This window comes from Flavobacterium zhoui, assembly GCF_042787235.1.
GTDB classification, from domain to species: domain Bacteria; phylum Bacteroidota; class Bacteroidia; order Flavobacteriales; family Flavobacteriaceae; genus Flavobacterium; species Flavobacterium zhoui.
Genome location: NZ_JBHZPY010000003.1, coordinates 96,329 through 123,009 on the forward strand (window position 1 = coordinate 96,329; position 26,681 = coordinate 123,009).

Genomic DNA, 26,681 nt, shown 5'->3' on the forward strand with positions numbered 1-26,681 from the left:
TTAAATTTAATTTTTATTGGACTTGTTTTTATAAATAATGTTATGCATTAAGTTTGTGGAATTCACACAAATTTTTAACATTAATGAAAAGCATTATTATTTCTAATTTCAAGCCTATTTTGGTAGGGAAATTAATCGATCAACAAAAACTTAATCAATACACCAAGTTTTTATACCATCATTTTCAAACCAAGCCAAGTCTAGTTGGTTCAGTAGGAGATGAAATTATTGAAGAATCAAATAGTTTCGAGGTTATATCAGATCAGGTTGATAAGTATTCTGTTCCTGCCGAAAATATTAATAAAAGACAAGTTTTAATTTTTGAAGATGTTGAACATTTTATTGAAAATGAAATGGACGAAACTCTACCTTCGGATTATCAATTTCCTGGTAGTTTAGTATCAGCGAGAAGAGAATCTTTTGGACCAAAAATTGGGGCCCGAATGCAATGGTTTAAAGAAAAGATGGGATATGTTTTTGACGAATTTTATTCAACAACAAATTCTGCTCCTGAAAACCTTGTTCATGTTACATGCTCCGGTTATTCCTCGCCAAGTGTTGCGCAAGAAGCCGTAATAAATAGAAATTGGGGAACAACGCAGGTTACACATTCGTACCAAATGGGATGTTATGGGGCTTTCCCTGCTATACGAACTGCCAGTCACTTGATAAGCGGTAGTAGAGATCATGGTAGAGTTGATGTGGTTCATACGGAGTTATTATCTGCACATTTAAATTTGACTGAATTTTCGGTTGCAAACACGATGATATGCTCTCTTTTTGGCGACGGTTTTATTGGATATTCCTTGTATGAAGAAGAATCTTTTTTTAATGATTATTCTATTCAAGATAAAAAAGGGCTGAGAATTTTGGCTTCTCATGAGGTTATTATTCCGGATTCTTTAGATGATATGTCTTGGGAAATAGGAGAGTACAATTTTTTAATGACGCTTTCTAAAAGGGTTCCTGTTTTTATTCGTAAAAACATAAAATCCTTTTTGACAACGCTTTGCGCCAAAGTTGATGTAGATCTTGAAGAAGAGAAATCCAAAATGCATTTTGCAATCCATCCAGGAGGACCAAAAATTATTGATTATGTGGTGGATGCTGTAGGAATTTCAAAAGATCAGGCACGTTGGTCTTATGAAATATTACGCCAACTTGGAAACATGTCTTCCGCTACTGTTCCTCATATTTTTAATGAAATTATTAATGATGACAGTATAGTATCAGGAACTAAAATTGTAGCTATGGCATTTGGCCCGGGTCTTACAGCCACAGGATTGTTACTTGAAAAAATATAGAAATTAAGCCTCTAGAATAGGCGAACAAGTTTATATAAGATGAGTTATGAGTTCAAAAATGGTGACATTTAGAACTTATAACTCATTTTTTTTGTAATAATTCACCATCAAATTTACAAACTTACTGTAGCCTTCGATGCCGTCCTTTTGTTGATTTAGTTTCAGGAAATTGTCATAAAAAGCATGAAAACCGGTTTCAATTGGTGTTTCATATTGCTTCCAGAAATGATCGCTTTCTTTATAATTATTCAAAATTCCAGGATGAATGGTTTTTAGCAATTGTTTAAATATTTTTTCATCTCGAACTTGCCAATTGGCCAAACAATATCGCAAAGCCATGCTGTAACCTGAGTATTGAAAGTATAAATTATCATTTTTTACAGATGCTAAAAAACCAATAAAATTGCATTCGCTTTCGCTGGCATAGCCCATTTGGTGTGCCATTTCATGATTGGTTGTCATTGGAAAACTGTACATCGGTCCAAGATAATTTACCTGAGCTTCATTGGTAAACGGATTCAAATAGCCACTAAAACCCATATAAGCCAATGGTAAACTGATAATCGATTTTTTTGTGCTCCTATTGCTGTAAGCAAAATAGGAATATTGAGCTGCCAAGTTTTTATAACCATTTAAATTCATTTCAAAAACTTGTTCTTGCGTAAATGGAAACATGACTTTTAAACTGTCGTTTTTTGTTATTTCAACTTGAACCGCGTTAGTTTTAGTGATTAATTTTTTAGTGAAATCAAGTAAATCAGCATCTGAATATTCTTTTGCGATTGCCATTTTCTCAAAAAGTGGTTGACGGTAATAATTAAATGCCCAAAGGATATAGAACAGAAAATAAAAAATTGATACAAAACTTACAACAGCCAGAATGTTGTTTTTCCATCTTGATTTCCAGGATTTTCGTTTGGTCCAAAACCAGAATAATGCAAATAAAATCGTGATGAAATAAATAAAGTCCCCTAAGGAAAATGGAATTTTACCAAAAACTATTCTCGAAAATACAGCAATCATTGGATATAGACCATTACTGTAAAATTGCTCCACATATTCAGGGAAATAGGGAATAACTTGCAGAAAAAATAGTTGTGCAAGAAGAAAGAGGGGAAGAAAATATTTTGGTTTCACCAGATTGCTTTTAAAAATGTAAATATAATTACAATATCAATTAGTAGCGAAAAGAATTTAAACTTTGTAACTTTGAACTTGATAAAATTTAAACTTCAAATAAAATAAATGAGCCAAGAAATAAGAAATTTAGAACCCAAAGCACTTTGGAATAAGTTTGCTGATTTGAATGCTGTTCCGCGCCCCTCTAAAAAAGAAGAACGTGTGATTGAGTTTATGAAAAACTTCGGTAACAGTCTGGGATTGGAAACGTTTGAAGACGAGATCCGTAATGTAATCATCCGTAAACCGGCTACTGCAGGAATGGAAAATCGCAAAGCAATTGTACTTCAAGGACATTTGGATATGGTGCATCAAAAAAATGCAGACACCGTTTTTGATTTTGACACACAAGGAATAGACATGTATGTTGATGGAGATTGGGTTCGTGCAAGAGGAACAACTCTTGGTGCTGACAATGGTCTTGGAGTTGCTACAATTATGGCAATTTTGGAAAGTAATGATATTCCACATCCAGCTATTGAAGCTTTGTTCACCATTGACGAAGAAACGGGAATGACAGGAGCTTTAAACTTAAAAGGAGGAATTCTTAAAGGTCAAATTCTTTTGAATTTAGATACAGAAGAAGATGATGAAATAGATATTGGTTGTGCTGGAGGAATAGATGTTACCGCTACGAGGAGTTATCATGAAGAGGAAGTTCCAGAAGGATCAGTTGGACATCTTATTTCTGTAAAAGGATTGAAAGGAGGACATTCAGGAATGGATATTCATAAAGGTTTGGGTAATGCCAATAAAATCATGAACCGTTTGTTATTCGATTCTTTTGAAAACTTCGGTTTGCAGGTGGCAGAAATTAACGGAGGAAGTTTACGTAATGCTATTCCAAGAGAAAGTGTGGCGAAAGTGATTATTTCAGAAATGTTTGACGAAGCCTATATTTTTGATATGCAGGAAATCATCAACGACATAAAAAACGAATTTAAAACAACTGAACCTAACTTAACCATAGAAATCGTGAAATGCGATTTGCCGAAAAAAGTTATGGATTTAGGTGTTCAGGAAGGAATTATTAGAGCGATTTATGCAGCACACAACGGAGTGTATCGAATGAGTGCTGATATGGTAGATTTAGTAGAAACTTCTAATAATATTGCGAGAGTAATCATCAAAGATGGTGAAATTTCAATAGGATGTTTGACCCGTTCTTCTGTGGAAACGTCTAAATATGATTTGGCTAATTCTTTACGTTCCGCTTTTGAATTAGTAGGTTGTGAAGTAGAGCTTTCCGGTTCTTATCCAGGTTGGACTCCAAATGTAAATTCGGAGATTCTAGATGTGCTTGTTGCTATTTATGAGAAACAAAACAAGGCGAAACCAAAAGTTGTGGCTTGTCATGCGGGATTAGAATGTGGAATTCTAGGAACTAATTATCCAGATATGGATATGATTTCTTTTGGACCAACTATTCATGGAGCGCATTCTCCGGATGAAAGAGCAAGTATTTCTTCTTCTCAGAAATTTTGGAAATTTGTATTGGAAATTTTAGCTAATATTCCGATGAAATAGTATTCAGTGTTCAGTATTTAAAAAAAAATAGTGTTCAGTAACAAACGAAACTGAACACTATAATCTGAATACTGAACACTAATTTTAGTCTCTTTTAGGAGTGTTTTTCTTGTCTCTTTTTTCTTCTTTCTTTTCTTTAGCCGTTTTTAAAGGCTCTTTTTTTGCAGTTTTCTTTGCGTCTTGACTTTTTGCCATGATATTTGATTTAAATTTTGGTTTTAATTTTGATGTAAGTAAATGTATATAATATTTTGATTTCTTTCAATATTATTTCAAAAAATCACCGTCTATAATTAATAGTTGAACTCCATTTGTAGCTAAAGAGTCATGAGAACTGAAATCAGCTGAAAGAACGTAAGTCATTCCTTTAGAAAGTTGAACATGTTTTTCATTCTCCATTTCGCCTATGAAATTATCCTTAACTCAATGTACAATATGTACTTTTTGTCACCAATAATTGGCAAAATAACCTTCAGAATAAATAACTTTCCGAATTCTAAATTCTCCTAATTCGACCGTTTGTCATTAAGTAGTTCCTGTCTCTCCTTATTTTTGGCTTGAAAAGTGTTTTTAGACATGGATCTTGTTTTTTGATTAATTAAAATTTTGACGAAAACTCAAATTTATTTTGAAATAAAAATCACTAACTACTTTCGCAATTGAGCATTGAAATTATTTTTAGATCAAAAATGTAAACAGTTATATTATTTTTTCTTTAGAATTTTATATTCTTCATAGCAGCCACTTATGGCATCCATGATTTGTAAATCATTTGCAGTTTGTATGAATGCTTCGGAATAATTGCAGCGTTGTAGAATTTCGGCTAATTCGTTTTTATCCACGCCAAGTAGTACGGATATAGTTTCCCTGTCGAATTTAGATTCTAATAGATTTCGTACTGTATCATCCTTCTTCATTTCTTTAAGCTTTTTTAGCTCTTTTGGATTTTTTCCAAAGAAATTATAAAGCATATCAGTAGGGTTAAAGATAGAGCCTAATACTCGTCCAAAGGCATTTGGAGAATATTCGCCTGCTTCGTAACCTTGCGTTAAGCCGGAAATACTATAACGGTAGTTTTCTTTCGTTGGAATTAATTTTGAATCGACTTCTAGATATCCCGTTAAATTAAAGGGTCTGATGATTACTTCCTCTAGCGCGATGGCTTTTTCGGTAAGTTGTATTTTGGTACTTTTGTTTTTTATCCAGTCGTTGGTAACTCGAACTCTTAAAGATTGGTATCCCAAAATAGTAAAATGTAAAGTATCATTTGGTTGAACGTCGATTTCGAAATATCCTCTCGAATCGGTAGTTGCACCTCTTACTTTATTAATGTTGATGATATTTACATTGGGCAAAGGTTGTCTCGTATTGTTGTTGATAATAATACCATTAACCTTTTGAGAGGGCTGTATGTCTTGTGCTATAGCAGCTGTGGAAAGTACTAAAAAAAAGAAAACTACAAAATATTTCATAAACTCATTTAAAACTTTAAAAGTAATAAAGGCGATTGAATATTTTGTAGTTTCCTAATATAATTATAAGAAAATTAACAATGAATGTTAGTCTTTTCTTGGTCTTCTTGGTCTTGGTGCATCACCAAACCCTTCAGAACGTCTTGGTGCTCTGTCAGAACTATCTTCGTTTCTTGGTGCTCTGTCAGAAAAACCACCCTCTCTTGGAGCTGAACTTCTTCCGCCGAAACCACCTTCTCTTGGAGCTGAACTTCTTCCGCCAAATCCACCTTCTCTTGGAGCTGAATTTCTATCGCTTCTGAAACCACCACCGCCAGAACCTTCTCTTCTTGGTGCAAAACTACCTTCTCTTCTTGGAGCTGAACTTCTTTCGCCACCAGAGCGACCTCCGCCAAAACCTCCGCCAGAACTTCTTCCGTTATGGTCACGTCTTCCGCCACCATCGTTTTTAGAAATTTCAACATTGATTCTACGTCCTTCTAATTGTACGTTGTTCAATACTTCCATTACTTTATCAGTATGTTCCGGATCAGTGTTAAAGAAAGAGAATCCTTCTTTTACATCTACTTTGAAAACGTCATCACGACCTAAGTCTAATGTTTCTTTCAAGTAATCTTTTAATGACATCCAATCAAAGTTATCTCTAGAACCGATGTTTACAAAATATCTTGTTGCACCGCCGTTGTTATTTTCTCTTGGAGCACCATCTCTATCATCACGCTCCCGTCTTTCAGAACCTGAAGCTTGATTAGAAAGATCTCTAGTTTTCTTGTAGTAATTGATAAAACGGTTAAATTCAACCGATACCATTTTCTTGATTAATTCTTCTTTCGTTAAATCTTCAAGAACGCTGTTAATTGCAGGAAGATAGTTGTCAATTTCGTGATCAACTTCTACATCTTTAATTTTATTAGCTAGGTGTAACAATTGGATTTCGCAGATTTCAATTCCAGAAGGGATCGTTTTTTCTTCGAATTTTTGTTTGATGATTCTTTCTATAGAAGAAATCTTACGCAATTCACTTTTAGTAACAATTACAATCGATGTACCTAATTTACCAGCACGCCCAGTACGCCCTGAACGGTGATTGTAAGTTTCGATTTCATCCGGTAATTGGTAGTTTACTACGTGAGTAATGCTATCAACGTCAATTCCACGTGCAGCAACATCAGTAGCTACAAGCATTTGAATTTGTCTTCCTCTAAAAGATTTCATTACACCATCACGTTGCGCTTGAGATAAATCTCCGTGCAATGCAGCAGCGCTATATCCATCTTCAACCAATTTTTCAGCAACAGCTTGCGTATCTCTTTTGGTACGACAAAAAACTACGGAGAAAATGTCTGGATTAGCATCCGCTAAACGTTTCAAAGCTTCGTAACGGTCACGTGCATTTACAAGGTAAAATTCGTGAGAAACGGTAGCAGAACCGGAGTTTTTAGCTCCTACTGTAATTTCAATTGGATCCGTCATGAATTGTTTTCCAATACGAGCTACTTCAGCAGGCATTGTTGCAGAGAATAACCATGTGTTTTTTTCGTCTGGCGTAGTAGAAAGGATGTTTACGATATCTTCGTAGAAACCCATGTTCAACATTTCGTCAGCTTCGTCAAGAATACAATAGTTGATTTGAGAGATGTTTACTAAACCTCTATTAATCATGTCTTGCATTCTTCCTGGAGTTGCCACAATAATTTGTGCGCCTCTCTTTATGTCTCTCGCTTGTTCTGTTATGCTAGCTCCACCGTAAACTGCTACCACATTAATACCTTTTTCGTATTTAGAGTAGTTTTTAATTTCGTTGGTAATCTGCAAACAAAGTTCGCGTGTTGGAGATAAAATTAATGCTTGTGTGTTTCTGTTGTTGGCATCAATTTTCTGAATAACTGGAAAACCAAAAGCTGCCGTTTTCCCTGTCCCTGTCTGAGCCAACGCAACCATATCTGTGTCTTTTTCCAATAATAGGGGAATCGCTTTCTCCTGTACTTCGGTCGGATTTTCAAATCCTAGATCTAAAATCGCCTTCAGTAACGATTCACTCAATCCTAATTGTTCAAATTTATTCATATGTATTTTTAAAATAGGGTGCAAAATTACTGTTAATAATTGATATAAACTAATGCTATTTTAAGATTTAATGATTTATTACCATTTGATTGTCAGAAAGTTATAGAATTGGTTTGAAATTTGGGTTTTGCATTTGAGTAATTTACGATTAAAATACTGTTTTTAAATCAACTTTTTATTAAAAAAATATATTAAAATCAAAAATAAGAGCTCCCTATTAAAAAATTGATTAGTTGTTGTGTCGCTTTTCCTCTGTGGCTGATTTCATTTTTAATTTCCAGAGATAATTCAGCGAAAGTTTCTTTGTATCCAATAGGTTGAAAGATTGGATCATAGCCAAAACCTTTGTTTCCTGTTTTTTCTAAAGTAATTTCACCTTTGGCAACACCTGTAAATAATTCTTGTTTGCCCTTTATATTCAAAGCAATGACCGTTTTAAACTGTGCATTCCTGTTGTTTTCACTAGATAAGGCTTTCAGTAATTTATCCATATTATTATCAGAATTACGTTGCTCGCCGGCATATCTTGCAGAGTAAACGCCGGGTTCTCCATTTAGAATCGCTACTTCGAGTCCGGTATCATCTGCAAAACAATCGTAACCATAGTTACGGGTTACATAATTGGCTTTTAAAATGGCATTGCCTTCAATTGTATCTGCTGTTTCTGGAATATCCTCTAAACATCCAATGTCTTCTAAACTGAGGATTTTGATGGTTGCAGGAAGTATACTTTGTATTTCCAGGATTTTATTTTTGTTATTGGAAGCGAAAACGAGTTGCATTTTTGTTGGTTTTATTTTGATTTTTCAAAGATACATACTTTTAGATATTCTTGCACTAGCGCCTTCAATAATGGAGTAGGCTGCCATTTATTACATATTTCTAATCAGCTCATAAAAACTACACTAAATATCTAAAAAAGACACGTTAATTAATAGTTAAAGTATTGTTTTTGAATAAAATAGGTTAAATAATTGGTGTCTTTGAGTGTGATTTTGATTAATCACTTGGGTAAAACCATCTGCAAAGAGAAGTTTATTCAAATAGTCATTTCATGCTGAACGGTATGAGTTGATAAATGGTAAATCAAAATCAACAATCGGAGGCCCTTTAAAAAGGCCTCCTTTTTTGTGCCTGCATCTAAACGTAATTCAGTTTAACGAGTACTATAAATAATGTATCGAAGGTTATTTCATAACTAGTTTAAAATTTGTTTTTGAAGTACGCAAAAGCTACCAAGTTAATGTATAGTTAAAGTGTTGTTTTTTAAGTATTTAATTAAAATAAATTATATCTTTGATTGTGGTTTTGATTAATCACTTGGGTAAAACCATCTGCAAAGAGAAGCTTATTCAAATAGTTATTTCATACTGAACGGTATGATTTGATAAATGATAAATCAAAATCAACAATCGGGGGCCCTTTAAAAAGGCCTCCTTTTTTTTGTGGTTAATATTAGATGTATTTCAGAATTGTGAATGTTAGGTTCTGTTACTGATAATAAATTTTTATTTAATTTAGGGATTTTAGTCACGCTTGTAGGATTGATTAACTGCTACAATAAATTATAGATTAAAGGATTTAAATTCAACAAGTTAAAAATAGGTTAAAGTCATTTTTGAATGTTTTTTAAAATGAAATTAACCGTATCTTTGAGTATGATTTTGATTTGTTCTTGAATACGGCCATCTGCAAAGAGTAGCGTATTTGATAGTCACTAGACCGCAAGGTTTAAGTCGATAATAGTAAACCAAAATCTAAACTAGAGGTCTGTAAAAAGGCCTCTTTTTTTGTGGCTATATTCCAAAAAAAGTATTTTCTAATTTAATTTTTTAGAAAACTAATTTTAACGGTGTGGTGTATATAGTTGGTTGTCATTTAAATAAAATGAATGGCGTTAATTATTGGTTAAATGCGGATTAACAGTTGATTATTTTATAAACAAATAATATCTTTGATATGTGATTCTGATTGAATACTTGGGAATGTTAATCTGATAATGAGATTGATAACTCACAATAGACTATACCAGCAACGGTAAAAGTTAATATCGGTAATTCAGAATCACATAGGAGGTCCTTTAAAAAGACCTCCTTTTTTGTTGTCTCATTGGAAATAGTATTAGATATTTTAAATTATATTGAAATAATTGGAAAACGGATGTATAATTAGGATGCTTAATGCTTTATGCTTAATAAGTTAATCAATAGTTAAAATAGCGGTTGCTTTATATTTTTAGAAAAGTAAATTGTATCTTTGAGTGTGGTTTTGATTAATTACTTGAGTATATCAATCTTACAATAAGACATGATAATTCAATAGTCAGCTATACGAGTAAAAGTATAAGTTAGATAATGGTAAATCAGAACCAACAATTGGAGGACTCTAAAGGTCCTCCTTTTTGTTGGTGTATTTTTAATGTAAGGTTACGTTTTTTAAATTATCGGGGAAATACAAATCAGATAAATGAGAGAATTCATCTCCACGCATAAAAATGTCGATATCAATTTCAGCAAAGCTTTTTTTACCAGCGGCCGCCAAAAGTTCGTTTGCGGCATGTAAGGTGTTTTTATGAAAATAGAAAACCCGCTCCGATTTATCAGTAACAACCAAACCTTTAACAAGCATTTTATTTTGGGTGGCGACTCCTGTAGGACATTCGTTGTTGTTGCATCGTAAAGCTTGGATACAACCCAACGAAAACATAAAACCACGTGCGCTATTGCACATGTCAGCTCCAAGGGCTACAGCTCTAAGAATAGAATAGCCAGAAATTACCTTTCCGCTGCAAATCACACGTATTTTGTGACGAATACCAAAACGAACTAAAGTCTTATTAACAAAAATTAGTGCAGGCTCAAATGGCATTCCCACGCCATCAGCAAATTCAAGCGGTGCAGCTCCTGTTCCTCCTTCGGCACCATCGACAGTAATGAAATCAGGGAAACAATTTTGCGTAATCATTTCTTGGCAAATAGCTTCGAATTCGCTGGTTTTTCCAATACATAATTTAAATCCTATAGGTTTGCCATTAGAAAGTTGGCGAAGGTTTGCAATAAACTCAATTAAGCCTTTAGTGTCTGAAAAGGCAGAATGACCGGGCGGAGAAAGAATAGTGATATTTGGTTTTACTCCTCTTATTTTTGCAATTTGCGCCGTGTTTTTAGCAGCGGGTAAAACGCCACCGTGTCCTGGTTTTGCACCTTGTGATAGTTTTATTTCAATCATCTTTACTTCTGGTAAATTTGCTTTTTCAGCAAATCGGCCACCATCAAATCCACCTCTGTCATCACGACAACCAAAATAACCGGTACCTATTTGCCAAGTAACATCGCCGCCTTGTAAATGAAATTCAGTCAATCCACCTTCTCCGGTATTGTGATAAAAATTTCCTTTAAGCGCTCCTTTGTTTAATGCCATAATTGCATTTTCGCTCAAAGAACCAAAACTCATCGCAGAAATGTTTAATAAGGAAGCGGAATAAGGCTGCTTACAATCTGGTCCGCCAACTAAAACACGAGGTAACTCCTCATTTACAGTAGTAGGGAAAATAGAATGTTTGATCCCCTCGTAGCTGGAGCGGTTGAGGTTTAGTTGTGTTCCAAATGGAGATGTTGAATCAATATTTTTGGCTCGTTGATAGGCGAGAGTGCGCTGGTTTCTTGAAAATGGTTTCCCATCAGTAGAACGCTCTATAAAATATTGCTGAATTCCTGGAGCAATCATTTCAAAAAAATATCTAAAATAGCCAAACACAGGAAAATTTCTAAGAATGGAATGTTTCTGCTGAATACTATTGGCAAAACCAATTAACATAAGGATAAATATAGCTACTGACAAAACGAGTCCTACTTTAAAATAGAAAAAAATAGTCAAAGAAATAATAAGTCCTGCAATTCCTAAAACGAAAAATTTTTGTCGCATGATATAGTTTTTGTACTAAATTAATGAGAATAATGAAAGATCAACTTTTTTTAACAGAAAATAAAGACTTAAATTTGACTCACATAAAAAACCAAAATATTATTTTTATCGTAAATAGATAGTACTAAAATTATATGATGTATCAGAAATTATCAAATACCTTCCATACTGTTTTACTATTTTTATTTGTTTTATTCTTTTCAACAAATAGTTTTGCACAATATATTTTTGATGAAAATTCACTACCTAACGAGTTATCGCTTCATAATTATACTACAGTTGCCGATGTAGGCCAGCGAAATTTAGATATTCAGGACGTAATAGCCAATTATGACTCCTTAAATCCCAAAAAACTAAAAACTGAAAATGATGATTTAGGCTTTACTGAAAACAATTTTTGGGCTAAAGTTGAACTTAAAAACCCGACCACTAAATCGTTAGATTATTACCTTGAGACAGCAAGACCTATTACAGATTTGGTAGAACTATATATTGTTGATGTGGCTTCGGGAAAAATTGTCAAAATGGTAAGCGGTGATACTATGCGGTATTCGGAACGTAGTTTTGATAATAGAAAATCAATTTTTGAGTTGGAAATTCAGCCTAAATCCAATCTTAAATTGTTTTTACACTTAAAGAGCGACGGCGAAGTCATAAAAATTCCTGTTAAGCTGTATTCGTCAGAAAGTTTTATAAAGATGATTTCAAATGAACAATTGTTTTTTGGGATGTTTTATGGGATTTTGTCAATTGCGGCAGTTATTTATTTCTTCTTCTATTTTGCTTTAAATGAAAGGATATTTTTATATTATAGTTTGTACGTTTCATTTGTCGGTTTGTTGCAGTTTGCTTTAGATGGTTTTTTCTATAAGTATGTGACGCCAAATGGTGGGTGGTTTTCTAATCATGGCGTATTATTCATAGCAATATTTGCTGTTTTTTTATCGGGGAAATACAGCGAATTGTTTTTAAAAATTAAAGCGAATAGCAGGAAAATTTATATTCTATTCAATGTAGCTTATAGCTTATTGCTTTTTTTATTGTTATGTGTTATTTTTGTTCCTTCACTCTTGTTGTTTTCTTACATTTTAGTTAATGTGCTTACACTTGTATTTTTGATTCTGATTGTCTATTCAATAATTTATCTTTATTACAATAAAAAACCGGTGGACTCTTTTTTTACCGCAGGTATTTTATTTTTGATTATCGGTTTTGGTATATTCATTTTATATAATTTTGGGTTATTTCCTATCAATTTTTTTACTCAAAATAGTTCGAAATTAGGAACAGGTTTAGAAGTTATTTTTCTTTCTTTGTCGATGTCAAATTTGATTCGCAATCTTAAAAATGAGAAAAACGAATTGAATAGAATTGCATTAGTACGTTCTGAAGAAATGAATGAATTAAAATCTTATTTCTTATCGAATATAAGCCATGAGTTGCGAACACCTTTGAACGCTATTATGAATTTAATTGATTCTATTTCTAAAGAAGTGCAAGATGATACTATCAAAAAAAACTGCCAAATCATAAAATATTCCTCCCATAGTTTATTGAGTTCTGTAAATGATATTTTAGATTTTTCTAAAATCGAAAAAGGCGAACTTAAACTGGAAGAATCATCATTTGAGCCTGTTAAAGTTTTGGAACATTTAAAAAATAATGCTCACAATAGAGCAAGCGATAAAGGATTAGAATTTCAATTTTCAAAATCGGATAACATTCCAGATTGTATGAATGGAGATGTGACGAGATTAGCTCAAGTGGTTAATAATGTTTTGAGTAATGCTATTAAATTTACTTCTGAGGGGTTTGTTAAATTCCACATTGACGCTGAACAGAAACCAAACAATAGATCTAGTTTGATTTTGACTGTTTCTGATTCAGGTGTGGGAATTCCCAAGGAAAAAATGGAGAGTATTTTTGATTCTTTTTCTCAAAATAATATTGATAATAAACGAAAATTTGGCGGACTCGGATTAGGACTTTATATTGTAAAAACAGTGGTAGATATGCAAAACGGAAACGTTGAAATGGATAGTGTAGTTAATGAAGGTACAACATGCAAGATAACGATTGATTATGATGTAGTGCAACAAGAAAAAAAGGAAGTAGTTATAGTTGAGCCCGTTACTTACGACTTAGAAGGCAAGACAATTCTAGTGGTTGAGGATAATCCTATCAATCAAATGGTCATAAAGATGATTACCAAAAAATGGTTGAATACCACAGTAGTTTATGCAAACAATGGTCAGGAAGGTTTAGATGCATTCAAGACAAACCAATTTGACATTGTACTAATGGATCTTCAAATGCCTGTTATGGACGGTTATGAAGCCACGATTGCAATTAGAAATGGGGAAGCCGGAATATCAAATATGAACATCCCCATTATTGCTGTAACTGCTGATGTTATGGAAACTACAAAAGAGCGTGTTAAGGAAATTGGTATGAATCAGTATTTATCTAAACCAATCAAGAAAGAAACCTTGTTTCAAATGATAAAAGATTTAGTTTAACTGTAACGCAATCTAACATAAACGTGTTTGATTCCTTTTTTATCAGATTCTCTTTCATCGATTTCCAAAATGTCAGTCAGCGATTTTAACATTGGTGTCAGTTTAGAGAAACCATAATTTCTTGGGTCGAATTCAGGTTTTCTCTTTACGATCATATTTCCCACGTCTCCAAGAAATGCCCAACCATCATCATCACAAATATCCTCTATGGAGGTTTCTATAAGTTCTATTGTATCTGAATCTATTTTGTTTAATGATTTTTCAACGGGTTTTTCAACGGGTTTTTCAACGGGTTTTTTAGGGTCTGCCGAACGTTTTTTTGCTTTTTTCTTGATTGCGCCATCCAAAACTTCGATGTAAATAAATCGATCGCAGGCAACAATAAAGGAATTTGGTGTTTTTTGTTCTCCAATTCCAATGACTTTCATTCCTGATTCTCTCAAACGAATGGCCAGTCTTGTAAAATCTGAATCACTGGAAACGATACAAAATCCATCCACTTTATCCGAATACAATAAATCCATGGCGTCAATAATCATCGCTGAATCCGAAGAGTTTTTTCCAACGGTGTAACTGTATTGTTGAATAGGGGTGATAGCATGTTCCAATAAAACACTTTTCCAGCCTCCGGCATTTGGTTTGGTCCAATCGGCGTAAATTCGTTTGGTGGTTGGCGTTCCAAATTTGGCGATTTCTTCCATCATTCCTTTTACATTGCTGTATGGAACGTTATCAGCATCAATGAGAACGGCGAGTTTTAATTCAATTGTATCTTGTGACATTTTTAATGTTGTTGAGTTTTTCTACTTTAAAGGTAGGAATAATTCTTTTAAATGATATTTCTTTATTTTTTTTGCCAAATCTTTAATGGAAACTTCGTTGATTCGAACATCTTTGATGACGGCTTCACCATTTTTTATGGCTACTAGAGCATAGGTTTCATTTTTCTTTTTAATAGAAGATTCACGATAGATTTTTTCGGCTTTTGATGCTATGTTCTCATTCATATAAAACCGATTAAAGGGCAAATCTATGGCTATTTTATCATTATTAAGGGCAAAACCAACCTTTAATTTTAGATAGGAATCAGTGTTTTTAGGTTTAGTTTTAGAAATGGAGCCGACTTTTGCAAAGCCATTTTTGGCTATAGTAATTGTTGCAAAAATGGATTCTCCGCTAGTATGGATATGCAAAAGTAATTTGCATTGCAACCATAAATTAGGTTATTCCTGTAAGGTATAATAGTGAAACTATTGAGGATTTTAGCAGATAAACCAACGGCAAGCACAACAGCATCCATATCAGTAAAAACGAATTTAAGTCTCCCGAAATGCTATAAACTTGAGCAATTAATGATATGCTGGATCCGACAGCAAAAAATAAAATAACGCCAGTACTTTCTCGCCAAGCAGTACTTTCTGATTTTTTTAAAAGGGAATATCCACAAATCAATTGACCAATAATCAGAGGAAGAAAAGATAGTAATGTTTTGATTAGTCGGGAAAGAGTATCCCAATTGTGTGCAAAAACAAGAATAACTCCAAGTCCAACAAAGATTGCTCCCAATATTCCAAAAACAGAGGAAAGTTTGTTTTGGTTTTCTTCCTGTTTTTCGTCGAAATACTGCCGAATTTTTTCGGCAGTTTCTGCTGTAACTACATTGACTTTGAGTAGCTCCTGCAGTTCGTTTGCGATTTTGTCAGACATAAACTATGTTTTGTATGATTCAAATATACAAAGTTTATCATCGCAATAGTCCCGAAACTTCGGGATTAGCCCTGATCGTCGTGATTCCAAAGCCTCGCTACTTGAGGCATTCCTTTGTGCTGTCATTACGAGGAACGAAGCAATCTTTCTTGACAGCACAAAAAATATAGTGTAGAGTGGGACATTGAAGATTCAACGTAGCTAAATAGCTCCTGATACTCATCTGTATAAACCCTAAAAAAATAAATTCGCTTTCAATACCTTTATACCGTTTAAATAATTATTTTTGCAACTTCTTAAAATTAAAATTATTACTTGATATATTATGGTAAAAGATTTATTCGAAAGGATTCAAAACAATAAAGGGCCATTAGGAAAATGGGCTTCACAAGCGGAAGGTTATTTTGTTTTTCCTAAATTAGAAGGTGAATTGGGTCCAAGAATGCAGTTTGGTGGAAAAGATATTTTGAACTGGAGTTTGAATGATTATTTAGGTCTTGCTAATCACCCGGAAGTGCGTCAGGCAGATACGGATGCAGCAATTCAATACGGAGCGGCATACCCAATGGGAGCCCGAATGATGAGTGGGCAAACTAAATATCATGAACAATTAGAAAATGAATTGGCTGCTTTTGTAATGAAAGAATCAGCTTATTTATTGAATTTTGGTTACCAAGGAATGGTGTCTATTATTGATGCTTTGGTTACCAAAAATGATGTAATTGTATATGATGTTGATGCACATGCTTGTATTATTGATGGTGTTCGTTTGCACATGGGGAAACGTTTTACATACCGTCATAACGATATTGAAAGCATGGAGAAAAACCTGCAACGTGCTACAAAATTAGCGGATGAAAATGGTGGAGGTATACTTTTTATCACTGAAGGAGTTTTTGGAATGCGCGGTCAACAAGGAAAATTGAAAGAGATTGTTGCGATGAAGCAAAAATATAATTTCCGTTTGCTGGTAGATGATGCACATGGTTTTGGAACACTGGGAGAAACAGGAGCCGGAGCAGGTGAGGAGCAAGGTGTTCAGGATGATATAGATGTTTATTTTTCGACTTTTGCAAAATCAATGGCTAATATTGGTGCTTTTGTAGCCGCTGATAAAGACATTATTGATTACCTAAAATATAACATGCGTTCTCAAATGTTTGCCAAATCATTACCTATGATTCAAACAATTGGTTCGCTAAAACGATTGGAATTGTTGCGTAATCACCCAGAATTGAAAGACAAACTTTGGGAGAATGTAAATGCGTTGCAAAACGGATTGAAATCGAGAAATTTCAATATTGGAGATACTAACACTTGCGTTACACCAGTTTACCTTGAAGGAAGTGTGCCGGAAGCAATGGTTATGGTGAATGATTTAAGAGAAAATTACGGTATTTTCTTATCGATTGTGATTTACCCTGTTATTCCAAAAGGAATTATTTTGTTGAGAATGATTCCTACAACTTCACATACTTTATCTGATATTGATGAAACATTGGTTGCTTTTGAAGCAATTCGTGAGAGATTAGAAAACGGTACTTACAAAGAGATAGCGGCGCGCACTACGGTTGATTTGGACGCATAGTTTTCTGTTTAATTTTATATAGGAAATCCATCAGCTTTTGTTGATGGATTTTTTTTTTAGGATTCATCTTGTTTGAAAGTCGTATCTTTAATTAATCAATAAGTAAATAAAGTAAGATGAAAAAAGTAATTGTACTAGGTTACGTGTTTTTGAGTGTTCTGGTTTCATGTAAAAAAGAAATCGAAAAAGAAGTGGAAACAATTCCGGATGCATCGGAAAAAATAGTTGTTGAAGAACCAGTTTCCGATGAATGTTATAGTGGCAGTATTAAAAAAGATACTATTTTGATGAATTTGACGATCAAAGGGAAAGAAGTAACTAAAGGGAAATTGAGTTATAAATTCTATGAAAAAGATAAAAATGAAGGAACGCTTGTTGGGGAACTTAAAGGCGATACGCTTATTGCGGATTACACTTTTATGTCCGAAGGAGTTTCATCAGTACGACAAGTAGCTTTTTTGAAAAAGGGAAATGCGTATGTAGAAGGTTATGGCGATGTTGTTGATGATAACAAAGGGAAAGTGATATTTAAAGACATCAAACAATTAAAATTTGAAGGCAAAACAGCGTTGGCAAAAGTGGATTGCAAAATGTAATTTTTATTTTGATTGAGGAACTTTTTAGAAAAAAAAACGCTTATAATAGAATTTTAAAATATCCTTTGTAAGCGTTTTTAGTTTTATAGCTTTTTTAGTGTTTGGAGCGAATGATACTATTTAACGATTAGAGAGACCTTTTTTCTACTCAATCGATTAAAAAAATAATATCCTTTCAACATAGTTTTCTGAATTTTGTTTAACAACTTGGATTGTTGACATATTCTTTTTGTGCCATTTGTAATAAAGGAGCAGAAAAATTTGATTTCTACTCCTTTCTATTAATAATTTATTCTTAAAAAAGACTTTTTCAGTGCCTTCTCCAAAAGCCAAGCATTTTTTGACGACCTGCATAAAAAATAAAAAGTTTTCAAGGGCCAGTTTTCACTTCATTGACACGCGTCCTCTTTATTTCATAGAGTGAAAGGCTACTTTATTTCCTTCGGTGTCGGTGAAGTGTGCCATAAATCCATTAGGTTCTATTGAAGTTTTAGGTAAAACAACTTTTCCGCCGGCTTGTTCTACCTTTGCAAGAGGAATACTCAAATCCTCGCCACCGTTTAGGTAAATTAAAGTGCCTTTATCAGCTGGTTGGTACTTTTCATTCTCCACTAAACTGCCTCCTACGCCATGTTCCATGTCTGCCGGAAAGAAAGCTGATTTCATTCCCATAGCTTCCATTGGTTGCATTTTTGCTCCTAATACTGTTTCGTAAAAGGCTTGTGCTCTACTTAAGTTTTGTACTGGGATTTCAAACCAGTTAATTGCATTTTTCATCTTTTTTAGTTTTTTTGTTTATAAAGGATTGAATTATTCTTATTTAAGATTCTGTTTTTTTCTTTGCCTATTACTGTTTTAGATTAGATTGATCAAACTGTTTCTTCTGCAGTTGTTGGGTCAATAGTTGTAGCAATTCGGCTAATGGAATTAGCGGGAAATCCTCCTAATTTGGCATGTTCACGAATCATCTCCTCGTTGGGAGCAATATAAGTGCAATAGATTTTGTCAGCCGTTATCTGGCTGTTAATCCATTGGATTTGTGGTCCCATTTTGCCCAATACTCCACAAGAAGTTTGAGAAATGGCTTTCAATTGTTCTGTGCTCAAATTACCGGCACCTGGAATCTCTCTTTCAATTAAATATTTAGGCATGATTTTGTGGTTTTTAATTTTCTATTTTATTCGTGGCCTGATTTGAATTTTTAAGAAGTCAGTATCTAAGTAATTAAAATTTAAATAGCTGTTAGTTAGTGATTTGTGTTATAAAATTATCAAATTATTTCGATTTAATTGTAAGGTTTAGACTTTTTTTAACTATACTTTTTTTCACGTCAAATACTTGTAAAATTACTAAGTCGCCATAATGCTCCTGTTATTTACATTGGAGGTCGGATTGTATCCCACAATACCAGTGTCAATACTTTTTTTTTTCTTCTTGCTAGTAACTATGATCTATCTTTTCTTATGCATACTTCCAAAATACCGATAGGCAAAACCCAAAAAAATAATTATCTTTGCCGCACAACCCCGCTGCTAAAAAGCAGCTTACACAACTAGACTACATGAGTTCAGATACTTCAAAAAGATATGCACAGCGTGGTGTTTCGGCATCCAAAGAAGATGTTCACAACGCTATAAAAAATATTGATAAAGGATTGTTTCCACAAGCATTTTGTAAAATTGTTCCTGATTACCTGACCCAAGATGAAGAGTATTGTTTGATTATGCATGCTGATGGAGCAGGAACTAAATCGGCTCTTGCCTACATGTATTGGAAAGAAACAGGCGATATTTCCGTATGGAAAGGCATTGCTCAAGATGCTTTGATTATGAATATCGACGATTTATTGTGTGTGGGGGCAACAGATAATATTATGCTTTCCTCGACAATTGGGAGAAATAAAAACCTGATTCCGGGCGAAGTATTATCAGCCATCATCAATGGGACTGAAGAATTAATCAAAGAGCTGGATTCTTTTGGTGTAACCATTCATTCCACTGGCGGGGAAACGGCTGATGTGGGTGATATCGTGCGCACCATAATTGTAGATTCTACCGTTACGGCTCGTATGAAGCGCTCGGATGTAATTGATAATGCTAATATTAAAGTCGGTGATGTAATCGTAGGAATGGCTTCTTTTGGTCAGGCTACTTACGAACGAAGCTATAATGGCGGGATGGGAAGCAACGGATTAACATCAGCGCGTCATGATGTTTTCGGGAAGTATTTGGCAATCAAATATCCGGAGAGTTTTGATGCTGCAGTTCCCGAAGAATTAATTTATTCAGGTCAGGTAAAATTGACTGATTCAGTAGAAAATTCACCAATCGATGCTGGGCAATTAGTGCTTTCTCCAACCAGAACCTATGCGCCAATTATCAAGAAAATTCTAGATAAATATTCGTCCGACGAAATCCACGGAATGGTGCATTGCAGCGGAGGAGCGCAAACTAAAATTTTACATTTTGTACAAAACTTACACATTATAAAAGATAATTTATTTCCTGTACCTCCACTTTTTCAATTGATACAAGAACAATCTAAAACCGATTGGAAAGAAATGTATCAGGTTTTCAATTGCGGACATCGTATGGAAATATACGTTCCGGAAGCTGTTGCTCAAGATATTATTTCAATTTCTAAATCGTTTAAAGTCGATGCCCAAATCGTGGGAAGAGTAGAAGCAGCCGATACAAAAAAACTGACGATTACCAGCGAATACGGAACTTTCGAATATTAAAAAGTTTTAATTAACACGAGTTTTTTAATCTTTTAATTTTTCAATCTTTTAATTTTTTTTAAATGTACGAACTAGTTTTTTGGAGATATTTGGAAGGCATTTATCTAAACCATCAAGAGGTTTATGAAGCCATTATAGAGCAACAAGAAGTGGATGGTTTGGAGCAGCTTCCTACTATTGTTATTCTCAATAGAATCAATTCGGTGTTTTCAAAATGGGACAAGGTAGACGAAAATAGTTGGAAAAACCCAAATGGTAAAGGTGCTTTTCAAGTAGAAATTACACCGCAAAGCATCCAAATCGATTGCTACGGTACCGAAGGTAAAACCATGGATCTTCTGGTAGATACCATGGCTGAATTCAAATGTCCGCTTTACGATCCGCAAGTTCCGGAGCGTTACGACGAAATGAGTGAATAGTATTTTTAGGAGCTAATCCAGCTCTACATTACAAGTCCACATATAAAAAAAATATTTTTCTAAGTCCTAAAAGGAGCTTCCTCTGGTCGCTCTTTTACAACAAGAAAAATTGTTTTTTTACAGCGTGGGCTTTTCATTTCCATCTGGGCTAAAAAACCGCAGGGAAATTAGAGAAAGCGATATTAATCGTGTTTGATTTTTTATAAATTAGCGAAAAAAATAATGACTGCAATTTTAGAATTTCCTCAAAATACTATTCTTGAAAACGAAGCTGTTTTGCTGCGCCCTTTGCAGGAAAGTGACATTGAAAACCTATTGGAATTCTCTATCAATGAACCAGATACTTGGGAATATTCTTTGGTAAGAGCCAACGGAAAAGAGAATTTAGAAAACTATATCCAAATTGCCTTAAAAGCCAAAGAGAATAAAACCGAATTCCCATTTATTGTTTTTGACAAAAAAACAGGGAAATATGCCGGAAGTACCCGTTTTTATGATATCAGTTTGCCATTCAAAACCTTGCAGTTGGGCTATACTTGGTACGGTAAAAATTTTAGAGGGACCGGACTCAACAAACACTGCAAATTTTTGCTTTTACAATTTGCTTTCGAAACCTTAGAAATGGAACGTGTCGAGTTTCGCGCTGATAATAAGAACCAGCGTAGTATTGCAGCCATGAAAAGCATAGGTTGCAAAGTAGAAGGTGTCTTAAGAAATCATATGCCAACTTTAGGCAGTGATGTTCGTCGTGACAGCATTATTTTGAGTATCCTCAGAAACGAATGGTTTGAAAGCGTTAGAGAAAATCTGAAATCCCAATTAATGTAAAGCTTTAAAGTCCTGATTGGAGATACTGGAATTTTTACTGCGATCACTCGAATAATAGTATTTGGAATTTTTCGCAGTCGGATACCTAATTTCATCCATAATTACCAAAACGGATACACCAATGAATAATGAAAACAAACTCCAAACTGAGACAATGTAATCTTGGTAATAAATGGTAGTGATACTATAGGAAATAATAATTGTGATGCTCAATAACCAGCCTTTTCTAATGGTTAAAAATAGAGGCGGAGCGACAGTTGCTATAATATAAAATAGGCCAGCAGGAATACTATATTGCATTGGATAGTTTTGTGCAAAGGAAATTGTATAGCCGCTAATTTGTGCTTCAACAGAATAATTCAGCAAACAATATCCCAAATAAAAAGCAACCAAAACACCAATTGCAAGTAGCGCTCGCTGAAAAATTATATTTTGGTGTTCTTTTTCTAGTTTTAATGCTGCATAAGGAATCCACAATGGCCATACAACCTGGCTAAGAAATAGTAAGATATACGTTGTGATTTGTTGCAACGGTGCAAAAAAAGGTTTAGTCAATGCTAACCATAAAAAGCCTTCTACAAATTGTTGTACACAAAAAATAATAGGAATACAGGCGAAATAAATCTGAGATGGTTTTCTTACCTCCTTTATTGAAATAACACTCACCGCAGCAAGAATTATACCCGCTCCAAAACTGGCACTAGCTGAAAAACACATAAGTTTTAGTTTAAATTAATTAAAAATTATTGTATTTAAAGTAGGTTGGTATGAAAGTATCACACAAATGTTGAAGATAAAAAGAATAATTATTTGCTTTTATAAGCATTTAATCATCATTATTGAAACAGTTGATGTACCCTAAAAGTTAGTTAAGTTTTAAAATGCTTTCTAACTTGTCAATAGTAATAAGATTTTGGGGGTAGTGGGATTTTCACAGTTAGTGCTCCTCATCTACAGCTAATGTATAAATAAGTTTTGAATCTAGCAACTGAAAATCAGTAAATTATAAAAATTCATGTTACTATATTCCAAAAACTAATTTTCCTTCTGGTTGTAAAACCCAGTTTTTTATATAGTGCAATAGCGATGCTATTCGTTACGGCTACATGTAAGTAAGGTTTTTTGCTTTGATCAAAAATGGCATTTACAGTATGGGTCGTAAGTTGTTTTGCATATCCCATTCCAGTATGATTAGGATGGGTAACTACTGCACTTACTTCAATATGGTGATTCATTTTCATCCTTTCTCCTGTTACCGCTATGAGTTTGTTGTTTTTGAAAATTCCATAATACCTTCCTAATAAAGATGTTTTCTTTTTGAAATAACCGGGTTGTACTAAACAAATTAATTCATAAAGCTCCTCGTAATGTTCAGGACCAAGCTCCACAATTTCTTCTTTAATTTCCATGTTTATTTTATTAGTAACTACCATCTGCAGGCAAACTAATTCCTTGTTCAATTTTAAAGAATTTGGAATTTTTGGTTTTTCTCCAACAATGAAGAAATTAGCTACTAATTTAGAATATTCAGTAATAGCGGTGTAGGTGGTATCAACGGCTGTAAAACCTCCAAACGGACAATAATCCGGTTGGTAGAACTTTACAGTATTGTAGTCAATAGCAAAACTATGATGGCTCTCGGATAAGGAATGCCAAACTGGATTATCAAGTTTTTCGATTTCTTTCATGGAAAATTGTTATCTGTTTTTGCAATTATATTTTTATGGGTTTCGCAACATTTTACGTGCATAATGGATGCGGGATTTTTAGTATTGTGGCAAGCTCAAAATACCGTCTCTTGTATTTTATTTCGTTGTAAATTCTCCAAAATGCCATAGAATTCCTGAAGGATCATGCAAGAAACATTCTTTTCCCCAATCAAGTTCACGGATAGGTACTAATTTAATATTCTCATATTTTGATGTAAGTTCTAATGCTACTAATTCGTTCCAAAAGTGTTTCACATTTTCTACTTCTATAAAAACCATTGTATTGTCTATCCAATCCTTGACATAAGCATTTTGCAAATAAAAGCCTAAGTCATCCTTGTTGAAATAACTCATCTCAGAAGATAAAGTGATTTCCTGAAATCCAAGATCACGGTAAAAATTACGCGATAGTTCATAATCTTTGGCTCCTATGAAAGGTCTGATTGATTTAGCTTTATACTTCATTTTTTAGCTTTTAGTTTTTAATTTGTGGATATTTTTTTGCGATAGCTCGGCAAATTCTAGACTTGAAAAGACTAAATTAAGATTTATTTTTCGGATTCCTGCTGTTTGAATCGACTTCAAGGCCAACTTCAAATTAAAAACTATTACTCAAATTCAGCTAAACCGCCTTTATTGGTTTGATGTTTTTCTCTACCAATCGCTGTTTATTTATTGTAAAATAGAAAGGTCAACGAGATTGATTTCAAATGTTTGTTAAAGTTGCTTTAGGGGCCCAGTGGGACGCTTGCCCTTGCATTTAGATTTGCAAAGCAGATAATCTTATTCAACAAGTTGGATAAAGAAGTGACCAAGCGAAAACTAAAATTTTACGAGTTATTATTGCCGATCTACAAAAGTAATTTAAAAACAACAACAACTAGAAATTAGGATTCAGATTCATTAGCCCCGATAACAGCGGCATCCTTTTCTTTTTTTCTTTAAAAAAGAAAAGATACAGCGAATAGCGGGATACAGCTCCTAAAATAAATTCAAGCTTCGGTTATGCTTAGTGTCGTAGTGTAAGGATGACAACTTCTAGAATAATGACAAACCCCCTGAAATGTCATCTTGTCAGATTTTTTCACGCCAATTTTAACAGAAACTGACAATTTAAGGAGGTGTATTGCATTGGCACAAAGATTGACTTATCGACTTCGAGTCATTAAAACTAGTATACAATAAAATTAAATATATTAAAAATGGGTAAAATAATCGGAATTGATTTAGGTACGACAAACTCTTGTGTTTCTGTAATGGAAGGTAATGAAGCAGTTGTTATTCCTAACGCAGAAGGAAAAAGAACAACACCATCTATCATCGCTTTTGTTGAAGGTGGAGAAATTAAAGTAGGAGATCCTGCTAAGAGACAAGCGGTAACTAATCCAACTAAGACTATTGCTTCTATCAAACGTTTTATGGGTCATTCTTTTTCAGAAGTTTCGGCTGAAGCAAAAAGAGTTTCTTACAAAGTAGTAAAAGGGGACAACAATACACCACGTGTTGATATTGATGGACGTTTATACTCTGCACAAGAATTGTCAGCTATGACACTTCAAAAAATGAAAAAAACTGCTGAAGACTATTTAGGTCAAACAGTTACTGAAGCGGTTATTACTGTTCCTGCTTACTTTAATGATGCACAACGTCAAGCTACAAAAGAAGCTGGTGAAATTGCAGGTCTTAAAGTTATGCGTATTATCAACGAACCAACAGCAGCAGCACTTGCTTACGGTCTTGATAAAAAAGGTAAAGATCAAAAAATTGCTGTTTACGATTTAGGTGGAGGTACATTTGATATTTCTGTTCTTGAATTAGGAGACGGAGTTTTTGAAGTATTGTCTACAAACGGAGATACTCACTTAGGTGGGGATGATTTTGACCACGAAATTATTGACTGGTTAGCTGCTGAATTTTTAGCTGAAGAAGGTATTGATTTACGTTTAGACCCAATGTCTTTGCAACGTTTGAAAGAAGCTGCTGAAAAAGCAAAAATTGAATTGTCTTCTTCTACTGAAACTGAAATCAACTTACCTTACGTAACTGCTACAGCTTCAGGACCAAAACACTTAGTTAAAAAATTAACTAGAGCACAATTTGAAAAATTAACTGATTCTTTAGTAAAACGTTCTATGGCACCAGTTGCTAAAGCGCTTAAAGATGCAGGTTTATCTGTTTCTGATATTGACGAAGTTATTCTTGTAGGAGGTTCTACTCGTATGCCAAGAATTGCTGACGAAGTAGAGAAATTCTTTGGTAAAAAAGCGTCTAAAGGAGTTAACCCTGATGAGGTTGTTGCTATTGGAGCAGCTATTCAAGGTGGAGTTCTTTCTGGAGATGTAAAAGATGTGTTGTTACTTGACGTTACGCCTTTATCTTTAGGTATCGAAACTATGGGTGGTGTTATGACAACTCTTATTGAGCCTAACACAACTATTCCAACTAAAAAATCTCAAGTTTTCTCTACAGCTGCAGATTCTCAACCAACAGTTGAAATCCACGTTTTACAAGGAGCTAGAGCAATGGCTGCTGATAATAAAACTATTGGTCGTTTCCATTTAGATGGTATTCCACCAGCACCAAGAGGTGTTCCGCAAATTGAAGTAACTTTTGATATTGATGCTAATGGTATCATCAAAGTTTCTGCAACGGACAAAGGAACTGGTAAATCTCACGATATTCGTATCGAAGCTTCTTCTGGATTAACAGCTGAAGAAATCGAAAGAATGAAAAAAGATGCAGAAGCTAACGCTGAATCTGACAAAGTTGCAAGAGAAAGAGCTGAAAAATTGAACGAAGCAGATGGAATGATCTTCCAAACTGAAACTCAATTGAAAGAATTAGGTTCTAAATTATCTGACGAAAACAAAGTGGCTGTAGAATACGCATTAACTGAATTGAGAATGGCTCACCAATCTCAAGACATTCCTGCAATTCAAACTGCTCTTGACAACATCAACGCTGCTTGGAAAAAAGCAACTGAAGCGATGTATGCTCAAGGTGAACAAGGTCAAGCTGAAGCGCAACCTCAAGGGGATGCTGCACAAGGAGACAATGTTGAAGATGTTGAATTCGAAGAAGTAAAATAATAATTTCCCGTAG

24 protein-coding genes are annotated in these 26,681 nt (G+C 34.1%); 10 read left to right on the plus strand and 14 right to left on the minus strand.

Going from position 1 to position 26,681, the window contains the following annotated elements:
• Positions 1-83: 83 nt before the first annotated feature.
• Positions 84-1,304 carry a 3-oxoacyl-[acyl-carrier-protein] synthase III C-terminal domain-containing protein gene (locus ACFX5F_RS05135; protein WP_379850559.1) on the plus strand — a complete coding sequence of 407 codons (1,221 nt, stop codon included), beginning with the start codon at positions 84-86 and terminating at the stop codon, positions 1,302-1,304.
• Positions 1,305-1,379: 75 nt separating this feature from the next.
• Here the strand turns inward: ACFX5F_RS05135 and ACFX5F_RS05140 are convergent, their stop codons facing one another.
• Positions 1,380-2,441, minus strand: a complete 1,062-nt coding sequence (locus tag ACFX5F_RS05140; RefSeq protein ID WP_379850560.1) for a DUF3810 domain-containing protein — start codon at positions 2,439-2,441, stop codon at positions 1,380-1,382.
• A 108-nt stretch (positions 2,442-2,549) separates the two neighbouring features.
• On the opposite strand from ACFX5F_RS05140, the gene ACFX5F_RS05145 reads away from it, so the two are divergent.
• Entirely contained in the window at positions 2,550-4,010 is a 1,461-nt protein-coding gene (locus tag ACFX5F_RS05145) for an aminoacyl-histidine dipeptidase (RefSeq protein WP_379850562.1), read from the plus strand.
• Between the two features lie 267 nt (positions 4,011-4,277).
• Here the strand turns inward: ACFX5F_RS05145 and ACFX5F_RS05150 are convergent, their stop codons facing one another.
• The 5 genes from ACFX5F_RS05150 to ACFX5F_RS05170 form a co-directional block, all read right to left on the minus strand.
• On the minus strand, positions 4,278-4,409 hold the full coding sequence (locus ACFX5F_RS05150) for a hypothetical protein (RefSeq protein ID WP_379850564.1): 132 nt from the start codon (positions 4,407-4,409) through the stop codon (positions 4,278-4,280).
• Between the two features lie 305 nt (positions 4,410-4,714).
• Complete coding sequence (locus ACFX5F_RS05155; protein ID WP_131479272.1) at positions 4,715-5,482, minus strand: carboxypeptidase-like regulatory domain-containing protein; 768 nt, start codon at positions 5,480-5,482, stop codon at positions 4,715-4,717.
• 87 nt (positions 5,483-5,569) lie between these two features.
• Positions 5,570-7,549: a DEAD/DEAH box helicase gene (locus tag ACFX5F_RS05160; protein WP_379850566.1), complete on the minus strand. Its 1,980-nt coding sequence runs from the start codon at positions 7,547-7,549 to the stop codon at positions 5,570-5,572.
• A 197-nt stretch (positions 7,550-7,746) separates the two neighbouring features.
• Complete coding sequence (locus ACFX5F_RS05165; protein WP_379850568.1) at positions 7,747-8,331, minus strand: non-canonical purine NTP diphosphatase; 585 nt, start codon at positions 8,329-8,331, stop codon at positions 7,747-7,749.
• 1,633 nt (positions 8,332-9,964) lie between these two features.
• Complete coding sequence (locus ACFX5F_RS05170) at positions 9,965-11,473, minus strand: FMN-binding glutamate synthase family protein (RefSeq protein WP_379850570.1); 1,509 nt, start codon at positions 11,471-11,473, stop codon at positions 9,965-9,967.
• Positions 11,474-11,607: 134 nt separating this feature from the next.
• On the opposite strand from ACFX5F_RS05170, the gene ACFX5F_RS05175 reads away from it, so the two are divergent.
• The gene (locus ACFX5F_RS05175) at positions 11,608-13,992 is read left to right on the plus strand and encodes a hybrid sensor histidine kinase/response regulator (protein WP_379850572.1); all 2,385 of its coding nucleotides are present in this window, start codon (positions 11,608-11,610) and stop codon (positions 13,990-13,992) included.
• Here ACFX5F_RS05175 and ACFX5F_RS05180 read toward each other — a convergent pair.
• Genes ACFX5F_RS05180 through ACFX5F_RS05190 form a run of 3 tightly spaced genes read right to left on the minus strand, consistent with a single transcriptional unit; the run spans position 13,989 to position 15,699 of the window.
• On the minus strand, positions 13,989-14,774 hold the full coding sequence (locus ACFX5F_RS05180; protein ID WP_379850574.1) for an NYN domain-containing protein: 786 nt from the start codon (positions 14,772-14,774) through the stop codon (positions 13,989-13,991). The two genes, ACFX5F_RS05175 and ACFX5F_RS05180, sit on opposite strands and share 4 nt — an antisense overlap.
• A gap of 21 nt (positions 14,775-14,795) precedes the next feature.
• Positions 14,796-15,203 carry a GDYXXLXY domain-containing protein gene (locus ACFX5F_RS05185; protein ID WP_379850576.1) on the minus strand — a complete coding sequence of 136 codons (408 nt, stop codon included), beginning with the start codon at positions 15,201-15,203 and terminating at the stop codon, positions 14,796-14,798.
• A 7-nt stretch (positions 15,204-15,210) separates the two neighbouring features.
• Positions 15,211-15,699, minus strand: a complete 489-nt coding sequence (locus ACFX5F_RS05190) for a DUF2157 domain-containing protein (protein WP_379850578.1) — start codon at positions 15,697-15,699, stop codon at positions 15,211-15,213.
• Between the two features lie 14 nt (positions 15,700-15,713).
• Here ACFX5F_RS05190 and ACFX5F_RS05195 point away from each other — a divergent pair, with 14 nt between their 5' ends.
• The 3 genes from ACFX5F_RS05195 to ACFX5F_RS05205 all read left to right on the plus strand — a co-directional run bounded on the left by ACFX5F_RS05195 (position 15,714) and on the right by ACFX5F_RS05205 (position 17,883).
• Positions 15,714-15,869 carry a hypothetical protein gene (locus tag ACFX5F_RS05195; protein ID WP_379850580.1) on the plus strand — a complete coding sequence of 52 codons (156 nt, stop codon included), beginning with the start codon at positions 15,714-15,716 and terminating at the stop codon, positions 15,867-15,869.
• Between the two features lie 155 nt (positions 15,870-16,024).
• Positions 16,025-17,287: a cysteate-C-fatty acyltransferase gene (capB, locus tag ACFX5F_RS05200; protein ID WP_379850581.1), complete on the plus strand. Its 1,263-nt coding sequence runs from the start codon at positions 16,025-16,027 to the stop codon at positions 17,285-17,287.
• Positions 17,288-17,403: 116 nt separating this feature from the next.
• On the plus strand, positions 17,404-17,883 hold the full coding sequence (locus ACFX5F_RS05205) for a hypothetical protein (protein ID WP_379850583.1): 480 nt from the start codon (positions 17,404-17,406) through the stop codon (positions 17,881-17,883).
• A 408-nt stretch (positions 17,884-18,291) separates the two neighbouring features.
• On the opposite strand, the gene ACFX5F_RS05210 is transcribed toward ACFX5F_RS05205, so the two are convergent.
• Positions 18,292-18,660 (minus strand): VOC family protein, encoded by a 369-nt coding sequence (locus ACFX5F_RS05210; RefSeq protein WP_379850585.1) that lies wholly within the window; start codon positions 18,658-18,660, stop codon positions 18,292-18,294.
• Positions 18,661-18,752: 92 nt separating this feature from the next.
• Positions 18,753-19,034 (minus strand): DUF4242 domain-containing protein, encoded by a 282-nt coding sequence (locus ACFX5F_RS05215; protein WP_379850587.1) that lies wholly within the window; start codon positions 19,032-19,034, stop codon positions 18,753-18,755.
• A gap of 410 nt (positions 19,035-19,444) precedes the next feature.
• On the opposite strand from ACFX5F_RS05215, the gene ACFX5F_RS05220 reads away from it, so the two are divergent.
• From ACFX5F_RS05220 to ACFX5F_RS05230, 3 genes are all read left to right on the plus strand, one after another.
• Positions 19,445-20,623 carry an AIR synthase related protein gene (locus tag ACFX5F_RS05220; protein WP_379850589.1) on the plus strand — a complete coding sequence of 393 codons (1,179 nt, stop codon included), beginning with the start codon at positions 19,445-19,447 and terminating at the stop codon, positions 20,621-20,623.
• Positions 20,624-20,685: 62 nt separating this feature from the next.
• Entirely contained in the window at positions 20,686-21,042 is a 357-nt protein-coding gene (locus ACFX5F_RS05225; RefSeq protein ID WP_379850591.1) for a hypothetical protein, read from the plus strand.
• A gap of 222 nt (positions 21,043-21,264) precedes the next feature.
• Positions 21,265-21,870, plus strand: coding sequence for a GNAT family N-acetyltransferase (locus ACFX5F_RS05230; RefSeq protein ID WP_379850593.1), 606 nt, complete (start codon positions 21,265-21,267; stop codon positions 21,868-21,870).
• On the opposite strand, the gene ACFX5F_RS05235 is transcribed toward ACFX5F_RS05230, so the two are convergent.
• The 3 genes from ACFX5F_RS05235 to ACFX5F_RS05245 all read right to left on the minus strand — a co-directional run bounded on the left by ACFX5F_RS05235 (position 21,862) and on the right by ACFX5F_RS05245 (position 24,044).
• Entirely contained in the window at positions 21,862-22,587 is a 726-nt protein-coding gene (locus tag ACFX5F_RS05235) for a DUF6629 family protein (protein ID WP_379850595.1), read from the minus strand. The genes ACFX5F_RS05230 and ACFX5F_RS05235 overlap by 9 nt on opposite strands.
• A 296-nt stretch (positions 22,588-22,883) precedes the next feature.
• Entirely contained in the window at positions 22,884-23,558 is a 675-nt protein-coding gene (locus tag ACFX5F_RS05240) for a GNAT family N-acetyltransferase (RefSeq protein WP_379850597.1), read from the minus strand.
• Between the two features lie 117 nt (positions 23,559-23,675).
• A complete protein-coding gene (locus ACFX5F_RS05245; protein ID WP_379850598.1) occupies positions 23,676-24,044 on the minus strand; it encodes a VOC family protein in 369 nt (122 codons plus the stop codon).
• Positions 24,045-24,781: 737 nt separating this feature from the next.
• Here ACFX5F_RS05245 and dnaK point away from each other — a divergent pair.
• Complete coding sequence (gene dnaK, locus ACFX5F_RS05250) at positions 24,782-26,668, plus strand: molecular chaperone DnaK (protein ID WP_379850600.1); 1,887 nt, start codon at positions 24,782-24,784, stop codon at positions 26,666-26,668.
• Positions 26,669-26,681 lie beyond the last annotated feature (13 nt).

What these genes read in the sequence shown, in the direction of transcription:
- ACFX5F_RS05170 (WP_379850570.1), bottom strand. Translation starts at nt 11,473, where the DNA reads ATGCGACAAAAATTTTTCGTTTTAGGAATTGCAGGACTTATTATTTCT.
- ACFX5F_RS05195 (WP_379850580.1), top strand. Translation starts at nt 15,714, where the DNA reads ATGATTCAAATATACAAAGTTTATCATCGCAATAGTCCCGAAACTTCG.
- ACFX5F_RS05225 (WP_379850591.1), top strand. Translation starts at nt 20,686, where the DNA reads ATGTACGAACTAGTTTTTTGGAGATATTTGGAAGGCATTTATCTAAAC.
- ACFX5F_RS05215 (WP_379850587.1), bottom strand. Translation starts at nt 19,034, where the DNA reads ATGCCTAAATATTTAATTGAAAGAGAGATTCCAGGTGCCGGTAATTTG.
- ACFX5F_RS05190 (WP_379850578.1), bottom strand. Translation starts at nt 15,699, where the DNA reads ATGTCTGACAAAATCGCAAACGAACTGCAGGAGCTACTCAAAGTCAAT.
- dnaK (WP_379850600.1), top strand. Translation starts at nt 24,782, where the DNA reads ATGGGTAAAATAATCGGAATTGATTTAGGTACGACAAACTCTTGTGTT.
- ACFX5F_RS05235 (WP_379850595.1), bottom strand. Translation starts at nt 22,587, where the DNA reads ATGTGTTTTTCAGCTAGTGCCAGTTTTGGAGCGGGTATAATTCTTGCT.
- ACFX5F_RS05135 (WP_379850559.1), top strand. Translation starts at nt 84, where the DNA reads ATGAAAAGCATTATTATTTCTAATTTCAAGCCTATTTTGGTAGGGAAA.
- ACFX5F_RS05220 (WP_379850589.1), top strand. Translation starts at nt 19,445, where the DNA reads ATGAGTTCAGATACTTCAAAAAGATATGCACAGCGTGGTGTTTCGGCA.
- ACFX5F_RS05230 (WP_379850593.1), top strand. Translation starts at nt 21,265, where the DNA reads ATGACTGCAATTTTAGAATTTCCTCAAAATACTATTCTTGAAAACGAA.
- ACFX5F_RS05210 (WP_379850585.1), bottom strand. Translation starts at nt 18,660, where the DNA reads ATGAAAAATGCAATTAACTGGTTTGAAATCCCAGTACAAAACTTAAGT.
- ACFX5F_RS05145 (WP_379850562.1), top strand. Translation starts at nt 2,550, where the DNA reads ATGAGCCAAGAAATAAGAAATTTAGAACCCAAAGCACTTTGGAATAAG.
- ACFX5F_RS05205 (WP_379850583.1), top strand. Translation starts at nt 17,404, where the DNA reads ATGAAAAAAGTAATTGTACTAGGTTACGTGTTTTTGAGTGTTCTGGTT.
- ACFX5F_RS05155 (WP_131479272.1), bottom strand. Translation starts at nt 5,482, where the DNA reads ATGAAATATTTTGTAGTTTTCTTTTTTTTAGTACTTTCCACAGCTGCT.
- ACFX5F_RS05240 (WP_379850597.1), bottom strand. Translation starts at nt 23,558, where the DNA reads ATGAAAGAAATCGAAAAACTTGATAATCCAGTTTGGCATTCCTTATCC.
- ACFX5F_RS05160 (WP_379850566.1), bottom strand. Translation starts at nt 7,549, where the DNA reads ATGAATAAATTTGAACAATTAGGATTGAGTGAATCGTTACTGAAGGCG.
- capB (WP_379850581.1), top strand. Translation starts at nt 16,025, where the DNA reads ATGGTAAAAGATTTATTCGAAAGGATTCAAAACAATAAAGGGCCATTA.
- ACFX5F_RS05150 (WP_379850564.1), bottom strand. Translation starts at nt 4,409, where the DNA reads ATGGAGAATGAAAAACATGTTCAACTTTCTAAAGGAATGACTTACGTT.
- ACFX5F_RS05175 (WP_379850572.1), top strand. Translation starts at nt 11,608, where the DNA reads ATGATGTATCAGAAATTATCAAATACCTTCCATACTGTTTTACTATTT.
- ACFX5F_RS05245 (WP_379850598.1), bottom strand. Translation starts at nt 24,044, where the DNA reads ATGAAGTATAAAGCTAAATCAATCAGACCTTTCATAGGAGCCAAAGAT.
- ACFX5F_RS05180 (WP_379850574.1), bottom strand. Translation starts at nt 14,774, where the DNA reads ATGTCACAAGATACAATTGAATTAAAACTCGCCGTTCTCATTGATGCT.
- ACFX5F_RS05165 (WP_379850568.1), bottom strand. Translation starts at nt 8,331, where the DNA reads ATGCAACTCGTTTTCGCTTCCAATAACAAAAATAAAATCCTGGAAATA.